Genomic DNA, 18,106 nt, shown 5'->3' on the forward strand with positions numbered 1-18,106 from the left:
TTTGTGTCAGCGCCCCTTCGCCCCGCTCCCCACCCTTCTAAGGAAGGTATATGAGTTTTGCTTATTAACCTTATACCCTATTCTGGAAGATAACGGTTGCCAAAGATTCTTGTTCCTATTCTTAAAAGAGTGGCACCTTCTTCTATAGCTATTTTGTAATCGTTAGTCATTCCCATAGATAGTTCCTTTATCGAAGGGTATTTTTTATTTAGGTTGCCTCTGAGTTCTCGTAAGCTTCGAAAGACGTTTCTTATAACCTCAACGTTGTCAGTGTAAGGAGCCATCGTCATTAGACCAATTATTTTTATATTTTTAAAAGATGTTGCATCTTGCAAAAAAGCCTCTACTTCACTTGGAATGAGTCCGGCTTTTGATTGTTCACCAGATATGTTTATTTCTAGAAGAACTTTTTGTGTTTTATTTATTTCTTCGGCTTTTTTTTGAATTTCCTCTATTTCTTTCATTCTCCAAACTGAATGTATATATTCTGCGATAGGAACGATGTATTTTATTTTGTTGGTTTGTATCCTGCCTATGAAATGCCATACAATGTCAAGGTTTTTGAGATCTTCATATTTTTCTCTTAATTCCTGAGCCTTATTTTCTCCAAAATCTTTATGACCTTCTTCGTATAATGTTTTTATGTTATCACTTGGAAAATTCTTTGAAACAGCAACTAATTTTATAGAGTTCAGATCTCTACCTGATTTTTCTGTAACTTGTTGGATCTCATTTAACAAGGTGTGATAATTTTCTATTAGAAAATTATTCATTAAGCTCCCCCCATAAACTGATATTGTGATTGGAAGTTTTATAGGTGTAATTTAGTTTTTGGTAGGCTTTTTCAGTTGCCACCCTACCTCGAGGGGTCCTGATAATGAAACCTGCTTGTAGTAGAAATGGTTCATAGACCTCGCTGATTGAATCGGGTTCTATCCCAATCGATGAAGCTAAGGCATTTATACCCACCGGCCCACCTTCATAGTTTTCTATTATTGTTTTAAGAATTTTTCGATCCATTTTATCTAAGCCATCTTCATCCATTTCTAATAATTTCATTGTGTTGTCCACATCTTCAGCTTCTATGATGTTTTTTCCAGAAACTTGGACAAAATCCCTAACTCTTCTCAAGAGTCTGTTGGCGATCCTGGGGGTTCCCCGAGATCTTTGAGCTAGAATGAGAGATGCATCTTCTTTTATTTTTATATTGAGTATGTCTGCACTCCTTTTTATGATTAAGTTGAGGTCTTTTGGAGAGTAGAAATCGACTTCCAAAATTATGCCAAACCTACTTCTCAGTGGTGGGGCTATAAGGCCTAATCGGGTAGTGGCACCTACCAACGTGAAAGGTTGTAAGTCAATCCTTATAGAACGAGCAGAAGGTCCTTTCCCAATAACAATGTCAAGTTGAAAATCCTCCATAGCTGAGTATAAGATTTCTTCCACGGTTCTATTCAGCCTGTGGATCTCGTCTATGAATAGTACGTCGCCATTTTCTAAGTTGGTTAAGATGGCAGCGAGGTCTCCTGCTTTTTCGATTACAGGACCGCTTGTAATTTGCAAATTAGCACCTAGCTCATTTGAAATTACATAAGCTAGGGTTGTTTTACCTAAACCAGGAGGACCTGCTAAAACTACATGATCCATCGCTTCTTTTCTTATTTTAGCAGCTTCTATCGCGACCTTTAACTTTTTTTTTTATGTTGTCCTGGCCTATAAATTCATTCAAGTAATTTGGTCTTAATTTCTTTGATCCTGTATCCTCACCAATAAAAGAGGGATCCAGTAACCTCTTTGGGTTTGTATTTTCTTTTTCGATCATTTTAAAAACTCCTTAGGATCTTATGGATAAACTCTGTAAAGTGTTCTTGCAAAAGGAATAGCTTCCCTAATGTGTTCTAAACCACATATCCAAGCAACCGTTCTTTCAACGCCTAAACCGAAACCACTGTGTGGAACGCTACCAAACTTTCTTAAATCTATGTACCATTGGTATTGATCTAAAGGAAGATTGAATTCTTTTAATCTGTCTATTAGGACTGATTCTTCCCATATTCTTTCGGAAGCCCCTATTATTTCTCCATAACCTTCGGGGGCAAGTAAGTCGTCACAGAGTACAACATCAGGGTTGTTTTCATCAGGTTGCATATAGAAAGCCTTAACTTTCCTAGGATACTTTTCCACAAAGAGTGGTTTTTCAAATTGAGAAGCCAGTACACTTTCTTCATCCGCGCCGAAATCTTCTCCCCATTCTACTTCAAACCCTTTTTTCTTAAGAAAATCAATTGCTTGCGTGTAAGTCATTCTTTCGAAAGGTGGTTGAATTTTTTGTAGTTTATTTGTATCCCTACCAATTTCTTTTAGATCATCAGAAGCATTTTCTAATACCCTTTTGATTATGAAAGAAACTAAGTTTTCCTGTAATTTGATGTTGTCTTCATGTTTATAAAAAGCTACTTCGGCTTCATTCATCCAAAATTCGATTAGATGTCTTCTTGTTTTTGATTTTTCGGATCTGAATGTAGGGCCTAGATTGTACACCTTTCCAAAGGACATCGCCGCAGCTTCTAAGTAAAGTTGACCTGTTTGTGCTAGATATACCTCTCCATAATCGAAATAGTCTAATTTGAATGTGTTACCAGCAGATTCCCCTATAGAACCAGTAAATATAGGGGTGTCTATCAAGGTAAAATTATTTTGATTATAAAAATCTCTAATTGCCTTTAAAATTTCGTTTCTAATATTTAAGATATGAAACTGTCTTCTTGATCTGATCCATAAATGCCTATTTTCCATTAAAAAGTCTATGCCATGCTCTTTTTTAGAAATGGGATAGTCTTCAATGGGTTCTTGTATTTTTTTGAAAGAAGTTATATGTAATTCAACGTTTTCAGGAGATCTTTCGTCTTTTTTTATGGTTCCTTGTAAGATTATGCTGCTTTCCATTTTTATTTTTCTTATGTTTTCAAAGGTTTCATCATCAAAATCCTTTTTTTCAGCTATTCCTTGAATGAAACCAGTTCCATCCCTTAACTGTAAGAAAGCAATTTTACCGCTGCTTCTTTTGTTCCATACCCATCCCCGAAATTCTACTATTTCATTGATGTGTTTTTTGAAGTCTTTTATATATACCCATTTTGGAATCATACTACCACCTCCGGACGTTAAGGGGGTCCCCCCCTTAAAAACCCCAAATTCAAGTTCAAAATCATTTAAAAACATAGTTTGCATACTGCAGCAAACTTAAAATATTTTTTTGCACAAGGCTGCAAAAGGGCTTTGCCCCTTAAGATCCCCAGAATCAAAATCATATTTTTGTTTTAATAAATTTTTTTTGCACAAGGATGCAAAAGGGCTTTGCCCCTTAAGATCCCCAAATTCATATTTTTGTTTTAATAAATCTTGCACAAGGCTGCAAAAGGGTAAACCCTTTAAGATTCTGTTCTAGCGCCCCTTTGCCCCGCTCCCCGCCCATTCTTTGGCAACTTCTTTAAAAAAAGTATCCAATTCTTCGTTAACAATAAGAGCTACCTTTTCTGGTGGAAGGTACATTTCTGATACTTCACCTTTGTTTACAACAATTATCTTCCTTTAGTTAGGGATGGCAGCATTGCTGCTGGTATAACCGCAAGAGAGGATCCTAAAACCAAGACAAGTTCCGAATTTTTCATCAAAACTTCCGATTCAGTTAAGTATTTTACGGGTTCTTCAAAGAATACTATGTCTGGTTTTATTACTCCACCACAGTTATCACACCTTGGTACTGTTTCGTTGTTGACCTTTTCTAATATTTCTTCTTGAGAATATTCTCTATTACATTTTGTGCAGTAATTTTTCCAGCATCCTCCATGGATTTCATAGACTTTTTTTGAGCTGGCTTTTTGGTGTAAAGAGTCTATGTTTTGAGTTACTATCCCTTTTAATTTTCCTTCCTTTTCAAGTTGAACTAAAAATTTGTGAGTAAAGGTTGGTTCTGCTTTCGTTATGTACTCCAAAAATTTTTTGTGAAACTTATAGAACAAAGAAGGATCCAGATAGAAATAATCTAAATCGAAAATTCTCTCAGGATTTTCTATATTTGCCTTCGTGTAGATCCCGTTAGGGCCTCTGAAATCGGGGATACCTGCGTTAGTAGACATCCCCGCACCACTTAAGACCGCAATGGAATTTGAATTATAAATTAATTCGGCACATTTTTTCGCAACTTCAGACATCTTTTTCTCCTTTTAAAAACTTCAAAAGTTCTTGGGCGGCTATTAATGGACCTTCTTCCTCGTAGCCTTCTACACCAAGTTGAGTTCGAAGTGTCCCGACTTTGACGTTACTTTTCATTAGAGTTTCCATGTATTTTCTAGCAATTTTTTCGTGTTTTTCTCTTCTTTGGATCGCACCAAAAGGATTGGCAAAGTAACTATAGGTTAGACCTTTCTCTGAAGTGGTACCTTTTGCCATTCTGGCACCTTTTGAGAATATATCTAACGCTTTATCTACGTCATTAAAAAATTCGATCGGTGGTTTATTTTCATCTATTTTTTCATAGTTGTTGGCGTAAAAGAAATAATCAATTTTAGTAGGTCTTATGATATCTTCGTAATTGGAGTATGGTACTATAACTCTGGCGTTGGTTATGTTTGGATTCAAAAAGATACTTCTATCCATAGCGGAGTAGGCATAACCTGGTTGTAAGTCATCTAGTCTGACAAAAGCACCAGTTTCTGTCCCATACGCAACCACGGTTCCATCTTCTAAAATATCTAATGATCCCATATCATCTATCAATATATTTACTTCGGATACTTGTTTTCTTATTCTATTTAAGGCATCCAATGTTTCAGATTTTCCCGCTCCACTATCTCCCATTATCATTACGTTGAAACTTTTTCCGTCCCTTAACTTTATTTCAGCTAGAGCCCCATGAATTGGTAGTCTATCTTCGTCTATAACTATTAAGTTGTGAATCGTCAATACCATTTTCTTCATATAACCAAAGTAGTCTATAGAAGGATCATCTCCGACAAGCCCTACGTAAGTTCCATCATCTTCTTTATAGATAATACCATTGTAATCGTCTTCATCCTCAAAAAAACTTTTATTCATACCGAAAATGTATATGCCATCAGGTCTTCTGTTTTCTAAACTTTCAAAATCTGCAAACTCGTACAAATTTGCCAAACCTGCTGCCATCGCAAAGTATTCCTTGTAAACAACAACGAATATCAATTTGTCGTTAACGTATATAGGGAACACCAGCCAATCCTGTGGATTTTCAATATTAATTTTGTTTAATATAGGGCGATCGACAACTTTGAATACCCCTCTTCTTTTATTTGAGTATGTATAAAAGATAACAGGTGGTTCCAATACTACGCTCCAAACATATTCCATGTTGTATAAAAAATCAGCGTCGGCTATTTGAGCTTCTGGTTTTGTTCTAGGTCGATCAACTATAAATCCAGCTTGAGCTCCACTGGGAAGTTGCCTGAGCACTTTTACCCTTCTGGCTGATATATTAACAAGGATTTGTCTATATACTCCCAAGACTAAGCTTTTTAAATCAGAGTTGTTTTTAACTAAGGATATTTGTTTGTGAATTCTCGTTCTTGAGTTGTGACTAAATGGATCCGCTTTTTTCATGAATCTGTGTTTTGAACGCCATAGATTGAAAGTATCTTCAACAAAGAGAGCCAACGTTTCTCTGTATGAAGATAATTTTGGGAAACTAAAGTAAGAGGATTCATCCAAATGGTCTAAGCTGTTTAAAGATAATGCTAAGAGTAGTTGTCGGATTTGTTCTAAATCGTACCTTTCATGAACTTTTTGTTTGGTTTCATCTACTAGAAATAATTGAAAAAAAGGATACAACGTATTGCGTGTCTCTTCGGCATCCTCGATTAATTCTGAAATTATTTCTAGTAGATAACTTGAGTTTAGTATTTGAGATATGTTACTATAAGATACCTCCCCGGGAATCAATACAGTTCTTTCATAACTCATTTTTTAACCCTCCCTTTTAACGGTCTTTAGAAATTAATCAACTTCGCCTAATATTTCGCCGATGGTTTTCAAAACCTCTTTTAACCCTTCTTTTGTTTTTGAGGAAAAAGGCATATATATATATTCACCATAAGTTGAAAAACTTCTTTTGATATCTTCAAAAAGTTTAGCTTTTTCAGATTTCGTTAATTTATCAGATTTTGTTAAGATAAACAAAAAAGGTGTTCCTAGATCTTTGAGCCATTCTACCATAGCATAATCCAATTTTTGAGGCATATGTCTATGATCGATAAGCAAAGAAACGGCACTCAAAGAAAATCTGGTTTTAAAGTACTCGTTCATCAGTACGTTCCATCTTTCTTTTTCCTGTTTTGAAACACTTGCAAAACCGTATCCCGGTAAATCAACAAAGTAATATTTATCATTCACCAAGTAATAATTGATGGATCTGGTTTTTCCTGGAGTAGAACTTACTTTTGCTATTTTAATGCCTAAAATGGCATTCAAAAAGCTTGACTTTCCAACATTGGACCTCCCTGCAAAGGCGATTTCTTTTTTATCTGGTGGTGGGAGATCTTCAATTTTGTAGACGGTTTTTATTAATTGAGCTTTGTATACTTTCAAAATGTCGATGGTCCTCCTCTACAGTTCTTTGATTTCAACTTTTGCTTCATTAGGATCTATTATACCATAAGTTGCCTTCCCAGTTAGCCATCCAGAAAATTCTCCTGGGTTTAGTACAACGGTTTTACCGGTTTTCCTATTTACTATTTCATGGGTATGACCAAAAAATACATAATCATAAATCCCTGAATTTTCAGCGGCTTCTAAGGAATATGGTTCATGCATCAGAAATATTTTTTTACCATCTTTTTCTATGGTAATGGGTCCGTTTTTTATCTTTTTATTTGATCTTTCATAAAGTAGTAACTTTTCTCCGTCGTTGTTACCGAAGACACCATAAAAATCGATATCGTCATAGATTAGATATGGTAAAGTAAAAGGTGCTACAAAGTCTCCACAATGGAAAATGGTATCGACATTGTACCTTTGGATTATATCTGGGATCTTTTTAAGTTTATCCATGTTGTCGTGAGAATCTGATAATACTAACCACATTAGATCGCCTCCTGCTTACCATTTTTTGTCGATCCATCTGATATAAACGACCATGCCACTTTCAACGGATATTTCTATTTTGTTTTCTTTAGCTTCGTTGCTGATTCCTAGGGATTTGAAATCAAAGATATCTTTTTTATTTAATGGATATTTGAACCCTTTAAGAGTAAGCCCCCTAACGGGTTCTCCTATTCTTAAAATGGACCAACTTTCACCGATCCGGGCTTCTTCTTCCACTTTTTTATTTACTATACCAATTTTTACGTCTTCTTCTAGGATAACGGGATTTAGATCTATGTATTCGGCTAGGAGAAATACACTTGCCATTTCTTGATCGATGCGATTACCCAAAACCCCTGATAATATAACGTTTTTATAGTGATTTTCTTTCAGAAATATTAAAGCCAATTCCGTGTCGATTTCATCTTTTTCTTTTGGATATTTCAATATTTCTGTGTTGTTATCTTCAGCCCACTGAAGGTCTTCAATAGAAGCAGAATCAAAATCTCCTATTAAATAGTTAGGTGGTAAGTTTAACTTTTTGAAGATTTTGATTCCAGCATCACAGGCGATTGTCAAGGATGCCTTTTGTATCATTTTCTCGTAAAATTCCAAAGAGCTTCTTTGTTCTGCTCCAGATATTATATAGATTATAATTTGATCGCCTCCTAATTGGATTATAGGTTCATGAGTTTAATAAATGGATTGTCTTATATAGATTGTCAGCAATTATTTTTGGTGTTAAACAGTAGTTTGTGTACTCTAAAGATAAATCTCTTGCAGTTTTATATACTACATAGCTTCCAATTAGGCAAGCTTGCATCGTTGTTAAACCTTGAGCAATATACGATCCGATAACTCCTGATAGTAAATCTCCCGATCCTCCCTTGGCTAGACTTGAATTCCCTGTTATGTTGAAATATGTTTTTTCGCCGTTTGTTATCAAGGTAGTTGATGATTTGAATACGATGGTGCAGTTCAACTCTTTTGCGTACTCTTCCAAGCCGAAGACGTCGTTTTTTAAGTTTTTATAAACCTTTGATAGTTCTCCTACATGAGGGGTTATAACAAAATTTCTGTTTAATTTTACATCTTTATCTTTTAAAATGGATAGAGCATCTGCATCTAAAACGAATAATTTGTTATCTTTGTAGGTTTCAACTAATTTTTTAACAAAGCCTTTTGCATTTTCAGTTATACCGGGACCTAAAACTATAACGTTGGATTTTTCGATTTCTTCCTTTAAATTTTCAACGTCTTTTTCTTCAAAGTGTTCTTTTTTTAAAGACTTATAGATTATGGATGGTTCAAGAGTTAAAACGTTTGATGAATCACCTGGTGTAATCAGTTTAACCATACCAGCTCCAGTTCTTTGAGCTCCAATAGCTGAAAGGATAGGGGCACCAGGGTATTTTTCACTGCCTGCGAGTATTAGAACCGTTCCAAATTTGTATTTGTAAGAGTCTTCAGGCCTGTTTGGAAGTAAGTTCTTAACGGTATCTTCTAGTATGAGTTCTCGATTGATTGAGTTTACCAGCGAGTTGTCGAAAGATAGAGGAGCAACTTTTATTTCTCCACAATATTCTCTTGCAGGATAGAGTAGATGGCCAATTTTTAAAAAGCCGAATGTAACCGTTTGATCGGCTTTAACTGCCGTTCCTAGAACTTCACCTGTGTCAGATGATATTCCCGATGGAACGTCAACTGATAATACTTTTGATCCTGAAGAGTTTATTTGTGTTATCGCTTCAGCAACCTCCCCCTTGACTTCTCCTGTCAAGCCTATACCTATTAACCCGTCTATTATGAGATCGTATTGCGAATAATTAATTTTGTCAACGTTGAAGCGATAAATATTAATTTCGTATTTTTTGGCGATCTCAAGTTGCTTTTTAAAGCCAGGACTCCCTTGAGTTGGATCGCCTACTATAAGTATTTCAACGTTGTAGCCTCTATTTTTTAGGATCCTACCCGCTGCAATACCATCACCTGCGTTGTTACCCTTTCCTACTACACATAGAATGGAATTTGGTTCAAAGGTTTCCGCTATGTCAGCTACAGAAAAAGCCGCTTGCTCCATCAGCGTTTCTGGGGCTATTCCTTTCTCTATAGTCAATTTGTCTATTAATTTTGCCTGGGAAGAAGTGAGTATTTTCAATTTTTTCACCTCTAAACTTTTTATTTGTTTTCCATGTTCAAGATCAAATCATTTTTTGAACACATTTCTTCGGTTTTTGGTCCGTAAGAAATGTAGTCAATATCAACACCGATTTGTTCTTCAATATACGATAAATATTTTAAGAAATTAATATCGTTGGTATCTTTCCAACCGTTCAATTCAGTGTAAATAGGTTTGGCAACAAAAAAGTCGTACGAGGAGGATGGAGTATCTTTTGTTTTTCCGTTGACCTCATAATGTGTACAAACTTTTATCTTATCTAACCCGTTTAAAACGTCCGCCTTGGTGATTACAAGCCCTGTTAAACCAGATCTTATTTTTGCGTATCTCAAAGCAGGGAGATCTAACCAACCAACCCTTCTTGGCCTTCCTGTTGTCGCACCGTATTCTTTTCCCAATTCCCTAATTTTGTGAGCTTCTTCTCCAAAGATTTCTGTTGGGAAAGGTCCCGATCCTACCCGTGTTGTGTAGGCTTTGAGTACCCCATACACCTCATCTAATTCAAACGTTGAAAATCCAACTGAAGAAACTCCATGAGCCATACACGAAGATGAGGTGACAAAAGGATAGGTGCCAAAATCTAAATCTAACAAAACGCCTTGAGCTCCTTCAAACAGTACCGATGTACTTCTGAAAACATTCCCCATCTCTACCGCACTAGCGTAATTTATCTTCAATTTTTCCAATTCATTTTTGGTTTTCATCAAGTATTCAAACACATCATCTTTTGAAGTTTTTAATTTGTTCCCATACAGACTATTTTTTAGGTAATATATGTCTTCTAAACGTTCTTTAAGCATTTTTTCATCAAACAGGTAGTAGAGTTTTATACCTTCCCTTGATACCTTATCGGTATAGGCAGGTCCGATTCCTCTTTTTGTTGTTCCAATTGGCTTTTTTCTCATACTTTCTATAATTTCGTCTTCTTCTTTATGCCACGGGAGGACCAAAAAGGCTTCTAAATCAATGTAAAATTTAGAGGACATTCCAGGAAAATCAGCTTCTAGTATATTTAGTTCCTCTACAAGTTTTTCTAAATCTAAAACCATTCCTGCACCTAAAAAACCTTTAGATTGAGAATTGGGCATAATAGAAGGAAGCATATGATTCACATATTTTTTGTCTTTGTAATAGATAGTGTGACCTGCGTTCGCCCCTCCAGAAAAACGTACGATCCATTCAAACTTTTCTGAAAAATAGTTGACAACCTTACCTTTACCTTCATCGCCCCATTGGGCACCTACAATCGACATTTTTTTCATGATTTTTGTACGATGATACCGTACCTTCCTCCCTTCCTGTGATAAAAAATATTGTAATTTTTTTAATAATGATAGGTTTCATTGTGCAATATCTTGTTAACTCTAAACAATTGCTCTAAAAGAATCAAAACCGCAAATTCGTGGGTAAAAGTCATTTTAGATAACGATAAAATATAATCAGCTTTATTGGAAATTTTATCAGAATGTCCTAAAGGACCACCAACAATGAAGTTTATATGTTTCCCTTGCGAAGAGGTTTTTGTGCGGTCATAAAATTCAGAAAATTTTACAGAATCCATTTGTTCTCCTCTCTCATCCAATAAAACGTTGAAAGAATCCGGGAAATATTTTTCAAACTTTTTGAAATCTTTATCTTTGTAAATTGAAGGTGGTGTCTTGTTTAAATCTCCGGACAAAGGAAGTTGTATTAGTTCAATTCGTTCAAATTTCTTTATCCACTTTAAATATTGCTTGACTCCATCTATTATATAGGGACTTTTTAAAGGTCCTACGACTATGATTCTAGTCATTTTTCCTCGTTTGAAATATGTTTTGTTTTGGTGATCTGTGATTCGGTTAGCAATTTTTCTTCTATTGTAAATAATTCTCCATCCAAGTTACCGATTAAGTTTTTAAACGAATGTAAAAACAATTTTCCCGTTAAAGGAGATGGGAGAGTTACTTTTTCTATTTCGCTGCCAAAATGTTCTATTATCGTTTTAACTTTGCTGTAGAGCAAATAGAGTGATACATCCCCTTCTTTTGCATTTAGAGTGAGACTGAATTTACCGTTTTGTTTTCTTTCTAAAAATACACTGGCGGGTAAATTCAAACTTATTTCTTGTTTTATTTGTTCTGCTAGCCATCTGTCTGAGGTGTTAATATGGAATTCCAAAGATATTAGAAAATCTCTAACCCCCATAATAGTTGCTCCTGCAGTGGGATGAGGATGATTTGGACCAAAGTCTGGTTCCCATTCAGGGAAAGACATTTTTTTTGCTAAGAATTCAAATTCACCTTTTCTTAAGGTGTTAATATTTCTACGATAATCGTTTCTGGCTGATTTTTCGTATAGATATATAGGCAATTCAAAACTTTCAGAGATTTTTTTTGCTAATCTTTTTACAAGATTATCCGCCTCATCAAAGGTTGTAGATATTAGCGGTACAATCGGGATGACATCTACGGCACCTATTCTTGGATGATACCCACTATGATTTCTGAGATCTATATTTGCCACGCATATTTTCACCATTTCGAATAAGAAAGTCTCTATTTCGTTTAATTCACCTACAACACTGATGAAGCTTCTATTGAAGTACTCATCACTTTTACAAGAAATAAACCAAATCTTATCAAAATTCTCAGAAAGGTCTTTGATTCGGTTGATTAATTCTTTGTTTTTCCCTTCACTGATGTTTGGTAGAGTTTCTACGATTTTCATTTTTGAATCACCTCGTGATGTTTTTTTCTATCATTAAACCTTTTGTTGCAACCCCTAGTATTATAGAAAAAGTAACAAAAGAAGAGCCACCATTTGATAATAAAGGCAGAGGGATGCCTGTAACTGGCAACATGCCAAGATTCATTCCAATATTTTGAAAAATATGGAAAAAGATCAAAAATGCAGATCCAACATAAAAATACTTCCAAAATAGGTCATCGCTTTTTTTGTATCCTTCGTATAGTCTCCAAAGTATTGCCGAATAAAGTATTAGAATAAAACTTACCCCCAAAAATCCAAACTCTTCTCCAATAACGGAAAGTATAAAATCCGTATGACTTTCAGGTACGAATCCACTCAAATTCATGTATCCATTCATGTATCCTTCCCCTAGCAAACCTCCAGAACCTATAGCTTTTATCGCTTGAGCGGTGTTATAATAATAACTTAGAGAGTAGGTTTGAGGAAAGAGAAACCCTATTATCCTACCTTTTTGGTATTCTTGGAGGTTATAAAAAATTATAGGACTGCCAATCAAAGCTAATCCTAAGGAATACTGCCATAATTTTTCGAACCTTCCTGAAACAAAAACTAGTACAAACCAGGTGAATAGTACTATAATAGAAGTGCTAAAATCCGGTTCTTGGTATATCAACCCTGCAGATAAAAAAATCATTATTGATGCAAAATAAAACTTTTTATTATCATTTTGAGAAAGAACATAACTAAGATATAATAACAATGCCAGCTTAAATATTTCAGATGGTTGAAAACCCACAGGTCCCAGCCTTATCCATCTTTTAGCCCCACTAATTGGTGTGGTGAATAGTACTAAAACCAAGGCAAGAATTACTAAATAAAATAGAATAGGGGTATATTTCTTAATAAACCTTTCTGGAATAAAAATGCTAATGGCAAAAAAAGCTATCCCTAGAATGATCCACATTAATTGTTGATTTTCTATGCCTTCTAAAGGACTGTTGATTACAGCACTCTTAACAGATAAAAATCCAAAAATTGCCAATGAAACGTAAGCGATAACGAGTATAAATTCTATTTTTTTTATGCGTTCTTTTCTTTCACCTATTAAATTTGTAATAAAAAAAGAATTCACTGAAAGTATCTCCCTTTACAAATTTTGATAAGAGTTTGCCTTTGATCAACCATATATTATATCATATTGATATATTAAAGTTTTTAAGAGGAGGAAAAGTCTGCTAAAATGATAGGTGATAATTTGATTCTTCTAGATAAAATTGATTCAACGAACAACTATATCAAAAAACACTGGCGTGAACTACCATCAGAAACTGTTGTTTGGGCTTTAGAACAAACAGAAGGTTACGGGAGGAATAACAAAAGGTGGTATTCTCCTTTGGGAGGTTTATGGTTTTCTGTGTTATTCAAGCCCCGTAAAAGGCCTTTGATTCCTTATTTTTATTTGAGAATGTATTCTTTGGTGATTTATAATGTCTTGAAAAAAAAATATAAGTTGGATCCCATCATTAAATGGCCTAACGATATTTTGCTTAATTCTAAAAAGGTGTGCGGAATTTTGGGAGAGAGCGTTTATGAGGATGGTACACCAAGTTGCGTTATAGTGGGAGTAGGAATAAACGTTAACAATGAATTACCTGAAAAAGTTTCCAACAACTCAATTGCTTTAAAAGATGTTATTGGGAAAGAAATTCCTTTGAGGAAACTTTTAAATGAACTAAACCATGTTGCTTATCATAGGTATTATCTAAAATATTTCAAACCTAAAGCAATTTCATCCATTACAAAAATGTGGTTGAATCATTTGAATGTGAAAGTAGGGGATAAGGTCCAAGTATCAGTTGAAAATAATGGAAATATTTACGGCACAGTAAACGAAATTCAGTCAGATTATTTGGAAATAATAGACAATAACGGTGAGATAAGAAAAATAAACTCTGGCGAATTAATTGTGTTATAATCTTTAAGTAAGGGAGCAAATGGTCTTTACTTATGATACAATATATTTGTTGGACTTAGATCCACAAAATAACTCATAATAACTTATAATATTTCTTAGAATGAATTTTTTGGGGGAAGTTTTGGTTTTTAAAAGAATAAGATATAAAGAGAGTAATTTTTTATTTCTATGGGGAGGTATATAATGTCATTAAAAGTCCTTATTTCAGAGGAGGAAATTCAAAAAAAGGTTGAAGATTTGGCTAAGCAAATAGATGATTATTATAAAAATATAACGGATGAAATTGTCGCGGTATGTGTCTTAAAAGGATCCGTCAATTTCTTTAGTGATTTGGTAAAAAAGATACATTTGAACGTTAATTATAATTTTATACAGGTATCTAGTTATTCTGGGGATATAACCACGGGAAAAGTAAAGGTAAAAAGTTGGCTTGATGAGCCTCTTGAAAATAAACATGTTTTAATAGTCGAAGACATCGTGGATACTGGGAATACATTAAAATATATAGTAAAATATTTAGAGATGCAAAATCCTTCCTCTTTAGAAATTACATCTATTGTTTTAAAAACAATTCACGAGCATGGAATTCAAGTAAGATTTCCTGGTTTTGAAATTGGAGATAAATTTATAGTAGGGTACGGATTGGATTACAATGAAAAATATAGAAATTTACCTTACATTGGATATATAGAATAAGGAGGCTAATATTACATGGATATTGAACAGTACGTATCAAAAGTGAGAGAAGCAGCTAAGTATATTCAAGAAAAAACCACGAAAAAGCCCAGAATTGCGATCGTTTTAGGGTCTGGATTAGGGAAAATTTCACAAAATTTAGAAGATGCCCTTGCAATCCCTTATTCTGATATTCCTAACTTCCCCCGTTCTACCGCTCCAGGCCATAAAGGCGAATTAATGATAGGGAGTTTAAAGGGTAAAGATACGTTACTTATGAATGGAAGATTTCATTACTACGAAGGGTACACTATGAAAGAGGTCACTTTTCCAATACGTGTAATGCAAGAATTAGGTATTGAAACTCTTGTATTGACTAACGCAGCAGGAACATTAAATCCTGATTTTGAAGTGGGTGTACCGTGTATAATCACGGATCACATCAACTTTTTTGGTGACAACCCCTTGATTGGACCAAATTTCGATGATTGGGGTCCTAGATTTCCAGATATGACGGAAGTTTACTCGAAATCCTTGGTGCAAGAAGCCTTTAAATCTGCTAAAAAACTTAATATTAGAGTATATTCTGGTGTATATTTAGGTTTAAGCGGTCCTACATTTGAAACACCTGCTGAAATGGCTATGATGAGAAATTTTGGCTCCGATTTGGTCGGGATGTCGACTGTACCAGAGGCTATAGTTGCAAAACATGCTGGTATGGAGATTTTGGGTATCACCGCTATAACTGATAAAGCTGTTCCTGAGCAATTGAAAGAAGTTAGTGCAGAAGAAGTTTTGAAGATTGCAGAAAAAACAGGCGAAAATATAGCTGAGATCATCATGGACCTAGTAGATATCTTTTAGAAGGTGATCTTTTGAAGTCTTTTGTTTTGTTGGCAATTTTTATATTTTTGCCAATTTTGTTCTTTTCTTATTATGAAGTTTACGATTACTTTTTTATGAAACCGAATACCTATTTTGAATACAATTCTAATTCCAACGGAGAATTTGGAATTGAGTTCTATTCGATTAACAAATATCCGATAATGGATTCTAATAAATTGCTAGAAAGTGTGTGGTCTCAGCCGCGGACTTTGATAGGTGGCCAAATGGTTGTAGAATCATCTAATTATACCCATGCTATTTCATCTTCTAAAGCGATGGGGCTACTTCAATTGAAAAATCCAACCGGGGTAGATTTACACGTTTATAATTTATTTGATCCGTATGACAATTTAAAAGGCGCATTAGAATACCATGGGTATCTTCGACGTCTTTTTGATGACGAAAGGTTGCAGATTATAGCATACCATGATGGACCTACCGCTGTTATGGCAGGGAAAGTGTCTCCTGGTGGTGAAGCATACTACGAGAAGGTAAAAAGAGCCCAACAAAATTATTCTAACTCAAAAATATATTCACCTTATTTTATAGGAGGTAGAGTATTTTATTTTCCAGAAGGTGAAGAAGACAGAATAAATACGGATTTTAAAGCCGGACTTGCATATAGAAAATTTGAAATATACGGAAATGTTGGTTTAGAACTTCCACTAAAACAAATCCAAGAATCTGATTTTGCAAATATAAAAACAGATTGCGGATATACCTTTTTGTATGTGCCTAGAACGAATTTAGGCTTTGGAATAGAAGGTAAAACCATTCCAGAAGATATCGTTTTGCGAGTGGGTTTACCGTGGCAAAATTTTATTCTTAAAGGGCCTGAAAATCCTGAGTTAATTTACAAACACGAATTAACTGATAACTGGACCACAAAAATATTAATTAATGCTGATACTTTATTGCTTTCCAGTTATTTTTCAATTTACAACTTAGACCTTTTTATGGGTTACGAAATTTACCAAACTTCTATAAATCTAGGTTTTAGATTGGCCTTTTAAAAAATGCCTCAGGAAGGGATGTCCCTATGGAAAAGTATTTGCAACAAATAAGAGACTGGTGGAAAAATCTAGAAAATAGAAAAAAACGAAACTATATAGTTTTGTTAATTACTGTCGTTGCGTTGATAGTATTTTTTTCAATATTGCTTTCAAGGAAAAATTATGAATTTTTTATTGGAGGTTTAGATCAAGCAAATGCGGGTAATATTGTAACAAAATTGGAAGAAATAGGTGTAGAATACAAAGTAGATGATTTTGGGAATATTTACGTTGCAAATCAGAATGTGTCAGAGTTGAGAATGAGATTAGCCAGCGAGGGTTCGTTGGGCTACAATCTTCAAGGTTATGAACTTCTTCAAAATCAAGCTTTGGAGCCACCAGTTACGATAAGCAGGTCAACTATCAAATCGCTTTGGAAGGTGAGCTGTCTAGGAGTATAGCTTCTATGGACTCGGTACAAAGTGCTCGTGTTCATTTGGTTATTCCTCCAAGAACTTACTATCAAGTTGGTGAAAGTCCAAAACCTTCTGCATCTGTTTTGTTAGTGTTGAATCCTGGGGCGAGCGTAACTTCAAGCCAAATTAAAGGGATAATTAATTTAGTTGCTGGAGCAGTTGCTGGGTTGCAACCTGAGAACATAAAAGTAGTGGATAATTTTTCGAACGATTTAAGCGCTCAGATTGCTTTGGGAGAAGATATTGGAAGTGCCGATACTAAATTTAAGTTAAAAGCTGAGATTGAGAGATATTATAAAGAAAAAGTAGAAAGCGGTTTACAATCAGTCTTTGGTTTGGGGAATGTTGTTGTGGTTCCCGAGATAGAGTTAAATTGGCAAAAAATAGAAGAAGAGCAAAGAATGGTCGAACCGGTTGTAGATGAAAATGGAATAATTTTAAGTCAACAGACTAAGACTGAACAGAGTAGTTCTTCTCCAACCTCTGGTGGTGTACCTGGTGTTGATTCCAACATCCCCCCGTATACTTATCAAACGCCTACGAGTACAGGAAATTATTACAGCAGCTCAGATGTGATAACCAACTACGATGTAAATGAGATTTATACAAGAACTATTGAAGATAAAAATGGAGAAATTTCTAATAAAAGCATAACACTTTTTATTGATTTCCAAAACAGTAAAGTAGGCGATAGTCAAGAGCTGAGGTCTCAAATTAAAACAGCTGTTGCTACGGCTATTGGCACACCTGAAGATAATATCTCTTTAGTTGATATACAGTTCAATAGAGATTTGGAAGCGATGAGAGCAGATATTGAATATCAATTACAACTCAGAAGACAAAGAATCACTAATATTGTAATTGCTATAATTGTGATCGCATTCGTTATGATGCTTGTCATCCTAATTGCGAGGGCTCGCAGAGTTAGAAAGGCTTCACAACTCGTTGAAGAAAGAAAGCGGCAATTAGAATCAAGAGTTGAAGAAGCGATGAAAGAAAGAGGTGTTGAGGTTGAAGAAGTTTCACCTGAACAAGAGAGATTTAGGGAGATTGCTGCTTTAGCGGAAAATAATCCAGATGAGGTCGCGGATATCATTAAATCTTGGCTTAAAACTCGTTAATT

16 protein-coding genes and 2 pseudogenes are annotated in these 18,106 nt (G+C 34.8%); 5 read left to right on the plus strand and 13 right to left on the minus strand.

What is annotated here, in order from left to right:
- Positions 1-77: 77 nt before the first annotated feature.
- From NAAC61_RS04510 to NAAC61_RS04570, 13 genes and pseudogenes are all read right to left on the minus strand, one after another.
- Positions 78-773: a YggS family pyridoxal phosphate-dependent enzyme gene (locus NAAC61_RS04510; RefSeq protein ID WP_202695382.1), complete on the minus strand. Its 696-nt coding sequence runs from the start codon at positions 771-773 to the stop codon at positions 78-80.
- Positions 766-1,822: pseudogene (ruvB, locus tag NAAC61_RS04515) on the minus strand (Holliday junction branch migration DNA helicase RuvB). Before ruvB ends, NAAC61_RS04510 begins: the two are co-directional and overlap by 8 nt.
- A 20-nt stretch (positions 1,823-1,842) precedes the next feature.
- Positions 1,843-3,147 carry an asparagine--tRNA ligase gene (asnS, locus tag NAAC61_RS04520; protein WP_237729770.1) on the minus strand — a complete coding sequence of 435 codons (1,305 nt, stop codon included), beginning with the start codon at positions 3,145-3,147 and terminating at the stop codon, positions 1,843-1,845.
- 434 nt (positions 3,148-3,581) lie between these two features.
- A complete protein-coding gene (locus NAAC61_RS04525; RefSeq protein ID WP_202695383.1) occupies positions 3,582-4,214 on the minus strand; it encodes an SIR2 family NAD-dependent protein deacylase in 633 nt (210 codons plus the stop codon).
- Positions 4,207-5,994, minus strand: coding sequence for an ATPase (locus NAAC61_RS04530; protein WP_202695384.1), 1,788 nt, complete (start codon positions 5,992-5,994; stop codon positions 4,207-4,209). Before NAAC61_RS04530 ends, NAAC61_RS04525 begins: the two co-directional genes overlap by 8 nt.
- 33 nt (positions 5,995-6,027) lie before the next feature.
- A complete protein-coding gene (gene yihA, locus NAAC61_RS04535) occupies positions 6,028-6,618 on the minus strand; it encodes a ribosome biogenesis GTP-binding protein YihA/YsxC (RefSeq protein WP_121958828.1) in 591 nt (196 codons plus the stop codon).
- Between the two features lie 18 nt (positions 6,619-6,636).
- Positions 6,637-7,113 (minus strand): metallophosphoesterase, encoded by a 477-nt coding sequence (locus tag NAAC61_RS04540; protein ID WP_103065911.1) that lies wholly within the window; start codon positions 7,111-7,113, stop codon positions 6,637-6,639.
- Positions 7,114-7,128: 15 nt separating this feature from the next.
- The gene (locus NAAC61_RS04545; RefSeq protein WP_121958829.1) at positions 7,129-7,728 is read right to left on the minus strand and encodes a thiamine diphosphokinase; all 600 of its coding nucleotides are present in this window, start codon (positions 7,726-7,728) and stop codon (positions 7,129-7,131) included.
- A 70-nt stretch (positions 7,729-7,798) separates the two neighbouring features.
- On the minus strand, positions 7,799-9,271 hold the full coding sequence (locus NAAC61_RS04550) for an NAD(P)H-hydrate dehydratase (protein WP_146026668.1): 1,473 nt from the start codon (positions 9,269-9,271) through the stop codon (positions 7,799-7,801).
- 20 nt (positions 9,272-9,291) lie between these two features.
- Positions 9,292-10,554: an adenylosuccinate synthase gene (locus NAAC61_RS04555; RefSeq protein ID WP_121958831.1), complete on the minus strand. Its 1,263-nt coding sequence runs from the start codon at positions 10,552-10,554 to the stop codon at positions 9,292-9,294.
- Positions 10,555-10,616: 62 nt separating this feature from the next.
- A complete protein-coding gene (locus NAAC61_RS04560) occupies positions 10,617-11,084 on the minus strand; it encodes a 23S rRNA (pseudouridine(1915)-N(3))-methyltransferase RlmH (protein WP_103065915.1) in 468 nt (155 codons plus the stop codon).
- Positions 11,081-11,998: a glutamate formimidoyltransferase gene (locus NAAC61_RS04565; protein WP_012209170.1), complete on the minus strand. Its 918-nt coding sequence runs from the start codon at positions 11,996-11,998 to the stop codon at positions 11,081-11,083. The genes NAAC61_RS04560 and NAAC61_RS04565 overlap by 4 nt, the downstream gene beginning before the upstream one ends.
- A gap of 7 nt (positions 11,999-12,005) precedes the next feature.
- Positions 12,006-13,112 carry an FtsW/RodA/SpoVE family cell cycle protein gene (locus NAAC61_RS04570; protein WP_012209171.1) on the minus strand — a complete coding sequence of 369 codons (1,107 nt, stop codon included), beginning with the start codon at positions 13,110-13,112 and terminating at the stop codon, positions 12,006-12,008.
- Between the two features lie 108 nt (positions 13,113-13,220).
- On the opposite strand from NAAC61_RS04570, the gene NAAC61_RS04575 reads away from it, so the two are divergent.
- The 5 genes and pseudogenes from NAAC61_RS04575 to fliF all read left to right on the plus strand — a co-directional run bounded on the left by NAAC61_RS04575 (position 13,221) and on the right by fliF (position 18,104).
- Positions 13,221-13,955, plus strand: coding sequence for a biotin--[acetyl-CoA-carboxylase] ligase (locus tag NAAC61_RS04575; protein ID WP_041534111.1), 735 nt, complete (start codon positions 13,221-13,223; stop codon positions 13,953-13,955).
- A 183-nt stretch (positions 13,956-14,138) separates the two neighbouring features.
- Positions 14,139-14,651: a hypoxanthine phosphoribosyltransferase gene (hpt, locus tag NAAC61_RS04580; protein ID WP_012209173.1), complete on the plus strand. Its 513-nt coding sequence runs from the start codon at positions 14,139-14,141 to the stop codon at positions 14,649-14,651.
- A 15-nt stretch (positions 14,652-14,666) separates the two neighbouring features.
- The gene (locus NAAC61_RS04585; RefSeq protein ID WP_202695386.1) at positions 14,667-15,494 is read left to right on the plus strand and encodes a purine-nucleoside phosphorylase; all 828 of its coding nucleotides are present in this window, start codon (positions 14,667-14,669) and stop codon (positions 15,492-15,494) included.
- Between the two features lie 11 nt (positions 15,495-15,505).
- A complete protein-coding gene (locus NAAC61_RS04590; RefSeq protein ID WP_202695387.1) occupies positions 15,506-16,528 on the plus strand; it encodes a lytic transglycosylase domain-containing protein in 1,023 nt (340 codons plus the stop codon).
- Positions 16,529-16,554: 26 nt separating this feature from the next.
- Positions 16,555-18,104: pseudogene (gene fliF / locus NAAC61_RS04600) on the plus strand (flagellar basal-body MS-ring/collar protein FliF).
- Positions 18,105-18,106: the final 2 nt, after the last annotated feature.

It is taken from the genome of Petrotoga sp. 8T1HF07.NaAc.6.1, from assembly GCF_016772115.1.
GTDB lineage: Bacteria > Thermotogota > Thermotogae > Petrotogales > Petrotogaceae > Petrotoga > Petrotoga mobilis.